We start from the raw sequence: 11,700 nt of genomic DNA on the forward strand, positions 1-11,700 counted from the left end.
GAAGGCAGAGACAGGTGCTGCGATCAGGGCACTGGATATTGGGAGAGTTGGTTGATCATCTTGCAGACGATCGCACTCCAGCCGGTCTGGTGGCTGGCGCCCACCCCACGGCCATTGTCGCCATGGAAATACTCATGAAACTGGATCAGATCACGCCAATGGGGGTTGTGCTGAAACAGGTCCACATCCCCGAGGAAGGCGCGCCGGCCCTGGCTGTCACGGCGGAAAAGATTCACCAGCCGCTGCTCCAGCTTCAATGACACATCCCAGAGGCTGAGCCATACGCCAGAGCCGGTGGGGAACTCCACCGTGAAGCTGTCGCCATAAAAATGGCCGAATTTCTGCAGAGATTCGATCAACAGATAATTAAGCGGCATCCACACCGGCCCACGCCAGTTGGAGTTGCCACCGAACATGGCCACCGGGCTGTCCGCCGGTGAATAGGAGAGGCAATCTGATTCACTGCCTTCGGTGTAGCAGAAGGGTGCGGTTTCATACACCTTCGACAGAGAGCGGATGCCGTAGGGAGAAAGGAATTCCGTCTCATCGAACAGCCGCTCACAGATGCGGCGCAGCCGATCTTCCGGCACCAGGGAAAACAGCAGCCGGTCGTTGTGGCGCCGGCCCAGGTGCGTTTCCACCCAGGAGGGAGAGGTGCGCTCGTGGGTGTACCACGCCATGCTGTTCTTCACATCCAGCACCGGCAGACGTTCCAGCGTTTCCTGATCGAAACTGGCCACCGCCAGCAGGGGAATCAGGCCAGCAATCGAGCGGCTGCGCAGGAAATCAGTGCTTCCATCGGGCCGCTTGATCACGTCGTAGTAGAAGCCATCCTGCTCATCCCAGTTCAGAAACTCGTTGTCTGTGGGGGTGTTGAGCGTGAGGTTGAGCTGCACGAAGTCGTAGACAAAACGCTCGCACAGATCCGCATACTCCGGTTCACGCACACTCAGCTCCACGCTGATGTTGAGCAGATTCAGGCTCAGCGACGCCATCCAGGCGATGCCATCGCTTTCTCCGATGTGGCTGCCATCGGCGAGCGGAAAGCGGCGATCGAACACGGCAATGTTATCCAGACCGAGGAATCCACCCTCGAAGACGTTGTCGCCCGAACGATCGTTGCGGTTGGCCCACCAGCCGTATTCCAGCAACAGCTTGCGCAGTGCCGCCCGCAGAAAGGGCATGTCCGGTTCACCGTTCTGCTTGCGGTCGATCTGATACACACGCATCGCCGCCCAGGCACCGATCGGTGGGTTCGGATCGGAGAGCGCCCATTCGTAGGCAGGGGTCTGGGCGTTGGGCGCCGTGAAGCGGGGGCTGCGCAGCAGCATGCACTGCTCCTTGGCGGTGGCCGGATCGAAGCCGGCGAAGGCCACGGCATGCACCATCAGATCCCACTGGCAGAAATAGGGGTATTCCCATGAATCGGGCATGGAGATCACATCTTCCACATGCAGACGGCGCCAGGCCGCATTGGCGCTCCTGAAGCGCTCCGGCGGCGGCACCGGCTGGCCCGGATCCCCCTCCAGCCAGCGTTTCACGTCCCAGCTGTAGTACTTCTTGCACCACAGCAATCCGGCGGCGCCTGCGAGGTGAATGCGGCGGTCGTCGGCTTCCAGCCCCGGCACGCAGTGCTCGAAGTAGGCCCTCCATTCCTGCACGCGTGCCTGATGGGTGGCCTCGAACGCCGCGCCGAACGCCGCCGGCTGCTCGCCCGCCCACAGGCGCAGGTCCACCACCCAGGTCTCCCCCGGGGCCAGTGTGCGGCGCAGCAGGCGGGCTGCCTTGGTGCCCCGCTGGGCGGGGTTGATGGCTCCCTCCTCCCCCTCCACCACATACCGGTGAAAGCCGTCCTTCTGATACGGCCGCTGGTTGGGCTGGCGGAACAGGCGCTCGGTGTTGGTCTCGTTGTCGGTGAAGATCCAGGGGCCAGGCTCGGCGCAGGCCAGCCGGTACGACCCGAGGCCGGGCAGCACAGGGGTGCGCAGCAGATCCCCTTCAAGCTCCAGCGGCTGCTCGAGCGCGCCCGCATAGCCCCAGCTCCAGGTGTTGCGCAACCACAGGGTGGGCAGGAGGGTGAGCGGGGCAGGATCGGGGCCTCGGTTGGTGAGGCGCAAGCGGATCAGCAGGTCGTCGGCCGCCGCCTTCGCGTACTCCACCTCCACATCGAAGTAACGGTCGTCGTCGAACAGCCCGGTGTCGACCAGCTCGTACTCCGCGCTTTCGCGCCCGCGCCGCCCGTTCTCGTGGATCAGGTGGTCGTAGGGGAAGCAGCGCTGGGGGTACTTGTAGAGCCCCCGCATGAAGCTGTGGGTGGGGGTGTTGGCCAGGTGAAAGGTGTAGTCCTTGATGTCTTCGCCGTGGTTGCCTTCCGGGTTGCCCAGCCCGAAGGGCCGCTCCTTGAGGATGGGATCGAGGCCGTTCCAGAGCGCCACCGAAAAGCAGAGGCGGGCGTGCTCGTCGCAGAGGCCCAACAGGCCGTCCTCCCCCCAGCGGTACACGCGCGAGCGGGCGTGGTCGTGCGGGAAGGAGCGCCAGGCATCGCCGTCGGCGGAGTAGTCCTCCCGCACCGTGCCCCACTGACGATCAGGTAGGTAGCTGCCCCAGAGCGCCCAGGGCACCAGCCCCTGATCCCGTTCGGCCATGCGGCGCCGTTCGGCGAACTCGATGGCGTCGCGGTCGGGCATCAGCGCGTGATCAACACCTGGCCATCCTGGCCGGGTTCGGCGGTTCCGCAGGCCGCTCTGTGCGTTAGCCCACCATCAGGCCGCCGTCTTCACTGAGGCATTCCTGCCAGCTGCGCAGATCGAAGAGCAGTTCCTCGAGCGTGAGCACGGCCAGTTCCTGCTCCAGCGCCCGCTGCAGACGCCGCACCAGAGCCTGGGCCACCTGCTCGCCCGCCAGTGCCGGGTCGCTGGCTGTAGCCGCCGCCGGCCCCAGAGCTGGATCAGCCTGCACGGCTTGCAGCACGGTGGCGACAGGAATCGCCGCCGGTACCCGCCGCAGGCGGTAGCCGCCGCTGCGGCCCCGGCGCGCCTCCACCAGATCGGCTCGCCGCAACTGCAGCAGAAGTTGCTCCAGCATCGGGGCCGGAATCGACTGAGCGGCGGCGATCTGCGTCACCGAGCGCCAGGCGCCCGGCTCCCTGGCCAGCTCCAGCAGCGCCTTGAGCGCCTGCAGGCCGCGGCGCTTGATCAACGCCGCGCCGCCAGACGCTCCAGCACGTTCTCGAGGGTGTAGCCGAACAGGGTGGGATCCGGTTCGGTGGCGTCGATGTCGGCCAGGCCCAGCTCCTGCCAGCGGGCATCGAGCCGATCTTCGATCGCCGCCGGCCGGCGGAGCGGTTCGCCCCAGTCGTGGCGCTTTTCCGGCCCGACCTTGGTGGTGGCATCGATCGCCAGACGGCCGCCCAGCCCCAGACGCTCGCTGGCGAAATCCAGCGTGTCGAACGGGGTGTCCTCCAGCACGAACAGATCGCGCTGGGGATCCACCTGGGCACTGATGGCCCAGATCACCTGGCGCGGGTCGCGGATGTTGATCGACTTGTCGACCACCACCACGAACTTGGTGTAGGTGAACTGGGGCAGGACGGTCCAGAAGGCCATCGCCGCCCGCTTCGCCTGGCCGGGATAGGCCTTGTCGATCGAGAGCACAGCCAGCTTGTAGCTGAGCCCTTCCATCGGCAGGAAGAAATCGATGATCTCGGGCACCTGTTGCCGCAGGATCGGCGTGTAGATGCGGTTGAGCGCGATCGCCAGCATCGCCTCCTCCTTTGGCGGGCGGCCGCTGAAGGTGGTGAGGAACACCGGGTTCCGGCGCTGGGTCATGCACTGGAAGCGCACCAGCGGTGACGCCTCGACGCCGCCGTAGAAGCCCATGTGATCACCGAAGGGGCCGTCGGGCAGTTCCTCGCCGGGGGTGATCGTGCCCTCCAGCACCACTTCGCTGTGGCTGGGCACCTCCAGGTTCACTGTTTTGCACTTGGCCAGCCGCACCCCTTCGCCGGCGTAGATGCCGGCGAACAGCCATTCGGAGAGCTGCACCGGGATCGGGGTGGCGGCGGCCATCACCAGCAGGGGGTGCACGCCGATCGCCACGGCCACCTCCAGGGGCTTGCCCATGGCCGCCGCCTTGCGCAGGTGGCGGGCACCGCCACGCACGCTCAGCCAGTGCACCGTCATGGTGTTCACCGACTGGCGCTGCAGCCGGTAGACACCCACGTTGGGCACGCCCGTTTCCGGGTCCTTGGTGATCACCAGGCCGAGCGTGATCACCCCGCCGGCATCGCCGGGCCAGGGGCGCAGCAGCGGCAGGCTGTCGAGGTTCACGTTCTCCCCCTTGAACACCTGCTGGTGGCAGGGCGGCAGCAGGTCGAGGTCGGGGCGGGCCTTCACCACATCCCAGAGCACCCCGCCGAAGCGCACCGCCTCGCGCAGCCCCTTCGGCGGCCGGGGCTGCTGCAACAGGGCCAGCCGCGCACCGAGATCCTCCAGCTCTTCGGCCGACTCCAGGCCCATGCTCCACACCACCCGCTGCACGGTGCCGAGCAGGTTCACAGCCACCGGCATCGGGCTGCCGATCACGTTCTCGAACAGCAGGCCGGGGCCCCCGCGGGCCAGCACCCGGTCGGCGATGGCAGCCAGTTCCTGGTCGGGGTCGACGGGGGCTGTGATGCGCCGCAGCTGGCCGCGCTGCTCCAGTAGCGACAGAAAGCCCCGCAGATCTCTGGTGGAACTCCGCGGCAGCGTGGCCGTCATTGAGTGGGTCCTGAGCGTCGCTGCCTACTGTGACGCACGCGACCCGTGCCCTGCGCCGTGCAGATCCATACCTTCCACACCTCCGAAGATGTGCCAGACCGCGGCCCTGGAGCAGCGGCGGCGGGCCCGGATGCGGCCGTGGTGATCGACGTGCTGCGCGCCACCACCACGATCGCCTGGGCACTCCAGAACGGCGCCGAGGCGGTGCAGGCGTTCGCCGATCTCGACAGCCTCAAGGCCGCGGCCGCGGCCTGGCCGGCCGCGCAACGGCTCACAGCCGGCGAACGGGGCGGCGCCCGGGTGGAGGGCTTCGATCTCGGCAACTCCCCCCTGGCCGTCACGCCGGCGCTGGTGGCGGGCAAGCGCATCTTCATGAGCACCACCAACGGCACCCGCTCGCTCGACAAGGTGCGCACTGTGCCCCTGCTGCTGACCGCCTGCCTGCCCAACCGCGCGGCAGTGGCGGCGCGGCTGCTGGAGCGGCAATGCGAGCAGGTGTGGATCGTGGGCAGCGGCTGGGAGGGCTCCTACTCGCTGGAAGACACCCTGGCGGCTGGCGCGGTGGCCCAGGCGGCGATGGATGCCGCAGCCGCTGGCGGCCGGTCGGTGGAGGCGGGCAATGACGAGATGGTGGCGGCGCTGGCGCTCTGGCAGCAGTGGCGCCACGATCCCGAAGGCTGCCTGCGTACCGCCAGCCATGGCCGGCGGCTGATCGGCCTGGGCGATCACGACGATGATTTCCGCTGCTGCGCCAGCGTGGATTCGCTTGAGATCGTGCCGATGCAGGCCGAGCCAGGCGTACTCAAAGCCAGCTGAAGCCGGCACCCCGCCCCGTTCCGGCGCCGGAAGGCAGCTCCCTTACAGTTCCGCCGACCTCTTCCCTGCTCATGGTGACGAGCTTCCTGGCCGCTGCTCTGCAACTCACCAGCACGCCCGATCCGGAGTCCAATTTCGCGGCCGCCGAGGAGCTGATCGATCTGGCGGCCCGGCGCGGCGCCGATCTGGTGGGGCTGCCCGAGAACTTCGCCTTCATGGGCAACGACGAGCGGCGGCTGGAGCTGGCGGGCAGCCTGGCCGAACGTTGCAGCCGCTTTCTGGTGACGATGGCGCGGCGCTACCAGGTGACTCTGCTGGGCGGCGGCTATCCGGTGCCGGCCGGGGAGCGGGCCACCTTCAACCGCGCAGAGCTGGTGGGCACCGAAGGCCAGCTGCTGGCCCGCTACGACAAGATCCACCTGTTCGACGTGGATCTTCCCGATGGCAACACCTATCGGGAGTCGGGAACGGTCAAAGCGGGCGAAACCTTGCCGCCGGTGGTGGATGTGCCGGGCCTGTGCCGCATCGGACTTTCGATCTGTTACGACGTCCGCTTTCCCGAGCTCTACCGCCACCTAGCCGGTGCTGGTGCCGAACTCATCATGATTCCGGCCGCCTTCACCGCCTTCACCGGCAAGGACCACTGGCAGGTGCTGCTGCAGGCGCGGGCGATCGAGAACACGGCCTACGTGATGGCACCGGCCCAGACCGGCCTGCACTACGGCCGCAGGCAGAGCCATGGCCACGCCCTGGTGATCGACCCATGGGGCACGGTGCTGGCGGATGCGGGAATTTCCCCCGGGCTGGCGGTGGCGCCGGTCGACCCTGATCATGGCCAACGGGTTCGCACCCAGATGCCGAGCCTGAACCACCGCCGTCCTTCGCTGTTCTGACCCTGGGGAAGCCCTGCCCGTCACTGCTCACCACGCTGCGGGCGTCGTGCCGCGCGATCGCCCTCGCCACGCTCGCGCCGTCTGCCCTGCTGCTGGCCTCTCTGCCGGCCCACGCCGCCAGCGCCCTGGCCGCCTGGCGCGTCAGCCGGGATGGGGTGCTTGAGCTGCGCACCTCGCCCTCAATCTCCCTGCAGGCCTTCTACGAAAGCGGCAGGGGCGCCCAGGGTCCTCGGGTGTGGATCGACCTCCCCGGCGCCCCGGTGCGGCCTCGCACCCTGCGCGGCAGCGGCGCCCTGCGCGAGGTGCGCATCGGCAAGCCCGATCCCGGCACCACCCGCCTTGTGCTCGAATTCGCCCCAGGCACCCAGCTCGATCCGCGCAACATGCGCCTGGTGGGCACCGCCCGCGACCGCTGGCGCCTCGAGCTGACCGGGCTGGGCTCCAACCGGCTGATCTCCACCCTCGGCGAAGGCAACGTGGAGGTGGCAGGCGGAGGCTGGGTACGGCCGACTCCCTTCGGCGGCAGCCGCCCCCTCCCCTCCACCGGCGGCATGCCCGCAGTGCCGCGCGGCCGCTTCCGGGTGGTGATCGATCCAGGCCACGGCGGACCCGACCCGGGCGCCGTGGGCATCGGCGGGCTGCGGGAAACCGATGTGGTGCTCGACATCTCGTTGCAGGTGGCCCAGCTTCTGCAGAGCAAGGGTGTGCAGGTGGTGCTGACGCGCACCTCCGAAATCGACGTCGACCTGCCGCCGCGGGTGGCGCTGGCGAACAGCAGCGGTGCCCAGGCTTTCCTCAGCATCCACGCCAACGCCCTGAGCATGGCCCGGCCGGATGTGAACGGCATCGAAACCTTCTACTTCCAGGGCGCGCAGTCGCGGGCGCTTGCGGAGGCCGTGCAGGAGGAGATGCTGCGGGTTTCACCCGGCAGCCCCGACCGCGGCGTCAAGACCGGCCGCTTCTTCGTGATCCGCCGGACGGTGATGCCCGCGGCGCTGGCGGAAACCGGCTTCGTGACAGGCGATCTGGATTCTCCCCGGCTGGCGGATGCGGGACACCGCCAGCGGCTGGCCCAGGCCATCACCCGCGGCATCCTGCGTTACCTGGGGGGCGGATGAGCAAGCGACGCATCGGCCTGCTCGACAGCGGACTCGGCGGCCTGACCGTGCTGCGCCGCCTGGTGGAGCGGCATCCCGACCAGCCCTACATCTACCTGGGCGACACCGCCAGGGTGCCCTATGGCGAGCGCTCCAGGGGGGAGATCCGCTCGATTGCCGCCGAGGTGGTGAGCTGGCTGCAGCTGCAGTCGGTCGATGTGGTGCTGATGGCCTGCAACACCACCCATGCCCTGGCCCTTGATGTGGTGGAGGCCATTGCCGGCCGCGAGGTGCCGGTGCTGGGTCTGATCGACAGTGCTGCCACCGTGGTGCAGGGGGAACGGGTGGGCGTGCTGGCCACGCCGGCCACCGCAGCCAGCGGCGCCTATGGACGCGCCCTGCGCGCCGTGCGTCCGTTCATCAAGGTGGTGGAAGTGGGCTGCCCCGCCTTCGTGCCCCTGATCGAGCGGGGTGATCTCACCGACCCGCAGCTGCGCGAGGCGGCCCACACTTATCTGAAGCCCCTGCTGGCCGCCGATGTGGACACCGTTGTGCTTGGCTGCACCCACTACCCCCTGCTGGAAGACCTGCTGCGGGAGCTGCTGCCCCAGCACGTGGTGCTGGTGGATCCGGCCGAGGCCGCCGTGGCGCGCCTGTCGGTCTGCATCGGCCGAACGCCGGCGCCGCTGCCGCAGCGCTGCGGCCTGCACCCGTCTCCCGCTCTGGCCAGTGGCAGCCGCTTCTGCGTGACTGGCGATCCGGAGGCCTTCGCCCGTGCCGCCATGCCCTGGCTGGGCTGGCGGCCGGTGGTGGAGCAGGTGGCGCTCTCAGCGCCGATCCAGGCCTTCTAGGATCCATCCACTGAGCAGGGGTCATGGCCACGGTCGCGCAATTGCTCCAGCCGGTCGAGAACGACCTCGAAACTCTGCTGAGCGATCTGCGCAGCCTGATCGGCGCCGGCCACCCGATCCTCCAGGCTGCAGCTGAGCACCTCTTTAGTGCCGGTGGCAAACGGATCCGCCCCGGCGTGGTTCTGCTGCTCTCACGGGCTCTCAGCCCTGATGGTGAGCTCTCCAGCCGGCACCGGCGCCTGGCTGAGATCACCGAAATGATTCACACCGCCTCCCTCGTCCACGACGACGTGGTCGATGAGGCCTCCACCCGCCGCGGCGTGGACACGGTCCACAGCCGCTTCAACAATCGCCTGGCGGTGCTGGCGGGCGATTTCCTTTTCGCCCAGGCCAGCTGGCACCTCGCCAACCTCGACGACCTCGATGTGGTGAAGCTGCTCTCGCGCGTGATCATGGACCTGGCCGACGGCGAAGTGCGACAGGGTCTGTTCCGCTACGACACCGGCCAGAGCTTCGAGACCTACCTCGAAAAGAGCTACTGCAAAACTGCCTCGCTGATCGCCAACAGCGCCCGCGCCGCCGGGGTGCTGAGCAACCTGCCGGTCGATCGCCTCGATCAGCTCTACCGCTTCGGCCGCCAGTTGGGCCTGGCCTTCCAGGTGGTCGACGACATCCTCGACTTCACCGGCAGCGATCAGCAACTGGGAAAGCCTGCTGCCAGCGATCTGGCCGCCGGCTACCTCACGGCCCCGGTGCTCTTCGCCCTTGAGGAACGTCCGCCCCTGGCCGGGCTGATCGAGCGAGAGCTCTGCGAACCCGGCGACCTCGATCAGGCGCTGGAGCTGGTGCGGGGCTGCGAAGCGATCCCCCGGTCGCGCACGCTGGCCGAAGGTTTTGCCCGAGAGGCCGGCGAAGCGCTCCAGTGGCTACCGCCTTCCGCCTCCAGCGACGCCCTCAAGGCCCTGCCGGACTTCGTGCTCAGCCGCCTCTATTGAGCGCGCTGTGCCGAGCTGAGTGGGCTTGCTCCGCCGAATCGCACCGCCGTTTGACCTGCTCTCACGCAATGGCCAGAGCAGGTTGCTGCACGAGGGATGGATCCATTAACCGAGAAGCCAGTTCTCCTTCACACAGGCTGCTTCAAAATCAGGGAGGTGTGAAGATTCAAAGCCACAAGATCTCTCACATTTTGCTAGCGATTGGCGGGCAGCTTTACCCATGCTGAAAAGGAACCCTCCCATGGACATCAATCAGCACCATTTCGAGCTACAAATCCTCTGACCTCCCCCTCTCAGAGATCCACACCATGAGCGAGGGCAGTCCCTCCAACCAACCCGTGCGCGACGTGGACGCCGAGGATCAGGCCGCGGCTAATGCACTGGGCGCATTGGGAGCCCAGCTCCGTCAAGCACGCGAGGCCAAGGGCATTGCCCTGCCGGAGCTTGCCAAGCGCCTGTTCTTCCGCGAGGAGCAGTTGAACGCGCTTGAAGCCGGCGACCGTGCCGCCCTGCCCGAGCTGGTGTACGTGATTGCCCAAGCGCAGCGCGTGGCCGGGGTGCTCGGGCTGGATGTGGCGCCGTTGTTGCAGCCGCTGCGCAACCTGCAGAAAAGTGGCCTCACCCACCGCTGCCTGGACCCAAGCACCTCAGCGACACAGCAGACGGCGCCAGGGTCCGCCAAGACCGCCGCCGCAGGCGTGATGGTCCGTTCCATTGCCGTGATGGCTCTGATTGTGGGTGCTGGATCGGCGCTGGTGTGGGGCTGGCGGCGCTTCGATGCCGGCACCCTCCAGACACGGCTTTCCGCGCAGCCGGCTGCCCCCTCCCCTGCACGGCCCGAGCCCCCGGCCAACGAACCAGCCCCTGCCATGGTGGCTCCGGTGGCCGTGCCGCCTGCTCCTGGCGATCTGCTGCTGAGCAGTAGTGCCCCCAGCTGGCTGGAAGTGCGTCAGGTGGGCGGCCCTGCCGGCGAGGAGGTGGTGTTCCGCGGCACCTTCAAGGGGGAGCGCCACTTTCCGCTCGGCGATGGCCTCAAGGTGCTGGCCGGGCGTCCCGACCTGGTGACGGCCCGTCTGGAAGGCAAACCGGCTGAACGCCTCGGTTCGATCGAACAGGTGCAGTGGCGCACCTTCAAGACTTCAGCAGCGGATCCGTCCGCTCCGCCTCCCTGAGCACAAGAAGCCACCCCCCCAGGGGGCACCTCCGCAGGGTTGCTGGGGCGGAGCGGCCTTCATTCCCTTTCCATCGCCACAATCTGATCGCGACCGTTCATCCGGGCCAGTTCTGAGGCTTTTGTTGCCCGCTGGAACAGGCTGGCGAAATCGGCGTCGGTGTCGCTCATGGTGGTGACTCCACCGCTGAGGTGAATCTGCTGCTCGCTGTGGAAGGACGACACACCAATATGGTGGACGCCCTCCAGCACGCTTTCCGCCAACCAGGTGGCCTGCTCATCGGTGCTGTTGATCAGCAGAATCGCGAATTCCTCGTCGCCCACCCGTCCGATCAGGTCCTGGTCCGCGGCGTGGCTGCGGCAGAGATCGGCCACTTTCACCAGCACCTCATCGCCCGCCTTGTGGCCTGAACGGCTGTTGATCATCCGGAAGTTGTCAATGTCGAGAATCACCAACGACAACGGCACCTGGCGCTCCCGCGCATGCCTCAGTTCGAGTTCGCCGAGCTGAAGGAAAAGGCTGCGCCCCAGCAGATGGGTGATCGGGCAATGCAGCGACTGGCGGCGCATCTCGATTTCCCGCATCGCCAATTCAGCAATGCGCTCCAGAAGACGGATCTGCTGATCGCTGGGCTGGCGAGGCTTGCGGTCGATCACGCACAGCGTGCCGAGGTTGTGGCCGTCTTCAGAGGTAAGCGGTGCACCCGCATAGAAGCGAATCCTGGGCTCCTCCAGCACGAGGGGATTGGTGTTGAAGCGCGGGTCTTCGAGCGCATCGGGCACCACAAGCACGCCGTTGCCGGCGATGGCATGGGCGCAGAAGGCCATCTTGCGCGGTGTCTCGTCGATCTCCAGCCCCTGGCGGGCGATGAACCACTGGCGGTCGGTATCGATCAGGGAGATCAGGCCGATCGGTGTGTCAAGCAACTCAGTGGCCAGCTCCAGCAGGCGATCGAGGTGCGGATCCTTGCGATGATTGAGAAGGTCGTGGCGCTCCAGCGAGCGCAACCGCTGGAGTTCATCGACGGGGACCGGGTAGTCGGGGAAGGGGGACATTGCAAGGCCACGCGCAGACGGCTCCTGCCTCTGTTGTAGCCAGGCCAGGCTGCGTCACGCCCTG

10 protein-coding genes are annotated in these 11,700 nt (G+C 67.4%); 6 read left to right on the forward strand and 4 right to left on the reverse strand.

Translation table 11 applies throughout. The features are described 5' to 3' along the window. Nucleotides 1-23 precede the first annotated feature (23 nt). From CJZ80_RS10705 to CJZ80_RS10715, 3 genes are all read right to left on the reverse strand, one after another. On the reverse strand, nucleotides 24-2,687 hold the full coding sequence (locus tag CJZ80_RS10705) for a glucosidase (RefSeq protein WP_094512977.1): 2,664 nt from the start codon (nucleotides 2,685-2,687) through the stop codon (nucleotides 24-26). A 64-nt stretch (nucleotides 2,688-2,751) separates the two neighbouring features. Continuing rightward, nucleotides 2,752-3,198 carry an Rrf2 family transcriptional regulator gene (locus CJZ80_RS10710; RefSeq protein WP_094512978.1) on the reverse strand — a complete coding sequence of 149 codons (447 nt, stop codon included), beginning with the start codon at nucleotides 3,196-3,198 and terminating at the stop codon, nucleotides 2,752-2,754. Further along, nucleotides 3,195-4,757: a UbiD family decarboxylase gene (locus CJZ80_RS10715; RefSeq protein ID WP_094512979.1), complete on the reverse strand. Its 1,563-nt coding sequence runs from the start codon at nucleotides 4,755-4,757 to the stop codon at nucleotides 3,195-3,197. The genes CJZ80_RS10710 and CJZ80_RS10715 overlap by 4 nt, the downstream gene beginning before the upstream one ends. Before the next feature lie 57 nt (nucleotides 4,758-4,814). Between CJZ80_RS10715 and CJZ80_RS10720 the strand changes: the two genes are divergently transcribed. The 6 genes from CJZ80_RS10720 to CJZ80_RS10745 all read left to right on the forward strand — a co-directional run bounded on the left by CJZ80_RS10720 (nucleotide 4,815) and on the right by CJZ80_RS10745 (nucleotide 10,581). Then, nucleotides 4,815-5,573, forward strand: a complete 759-nt coding sequence (locus CJZ80_RS10720; protein WP_094513054.1) for a 2-phosphosulfolactate phosphatase family protein — start codon at nucleotides 4,815-4,817, stop codon at nucleotides 5,571-5,573. Nucleotides 5,574-5,647: 74 nt separating this feature from the next. Beyond that, entirely contained in the window at nucleotides 5,648-6,466 is an 819-nt protein-coding gene (locus tag CJZ80_RS10725) for a carbon-nitrogen hydrolase family protein (protein WP_094513055.1), read from the forward strand. 35 nt (nucleotides 6,467-6,501) lie between these two features. Then, entirely contained in the window at nucleotides 6,502-7,584 is a 1,083-nt protein-coding gene (locus CJZ80_RS10730; protein WP_094512980.1) for an N-acetylmuramoyl-L-alanine amidase, read from the forward strand. After that, nucleotides 7,581-8,414: a glutamate racemase gene (murI, locus tag CJZ80_RS10735; protein ID WP_094512981.1), complete on the forward strand. Its 834-nt coding sequence runs from the start codon at nucleotides 7,581-7,583 to the stop codon at nucleotides 8,412-8,414. The genes CJZ80_RS10730 and murI overlap by 4 nt, the downstream gene beginning before the upstream one ends. A 23-nt stretch (nucleotides 8,415-8,437) precedes the next feature. Then, the gene (sds, locus tag CJZ80_RS10740) at nucleotides 8,438-9,409 is read left to right on the forward strand and encodes a solanesyl diphosphate synthase (RefSeq protein WP_094512982.1); all 972 of its coding nucleotides are present in this window, start codon (nucleotides 8,438-8,440) and stop codon (nucleotides 9,407-9,409) included. Between the two features lie 308 nt (nucleotides 9,410-9,717). Continuing rightward, nucleotides 9,718-10,581: a helix-turn-helix domain-containing protein gene (locus tag CJZ80_RS10745; protein ID WP_094512983.1), complete on the forward strand. Its 864-nt coding sequence runs from the start codon at nucleotides 9,718-9,720 to the stop codon at nucleotides 10,579-10,581. Between the two features lie 59 nt (nucleotides 10,582-10,640). On the opposite strand, the gene CJZ80_RS10750 is transcribed toward CJZ80_RS10745, so the two are convergent. Further along, entirely contained in the window at nucleotides 10,641-11,636 is a 996-nt protein-coding gene (locus tag CJZ80_RS10750; protein ID WP_094512984.1) for a sensor domain-containing diguanylate cyclase, read from the reverse strand. Nucleotides 11,637-11,700: the final 64 nt, after the last annotated feature.

It is taken from the genome of Synechococcus sp. MW101C3, from assembly GCF_002252635.1.
Classification (GTDB): domain Bacteria; phylum Cyanobacteriota; class Cyanobacteriia; order PCC-6307; family Cyanobiaceae; genus MW101C3.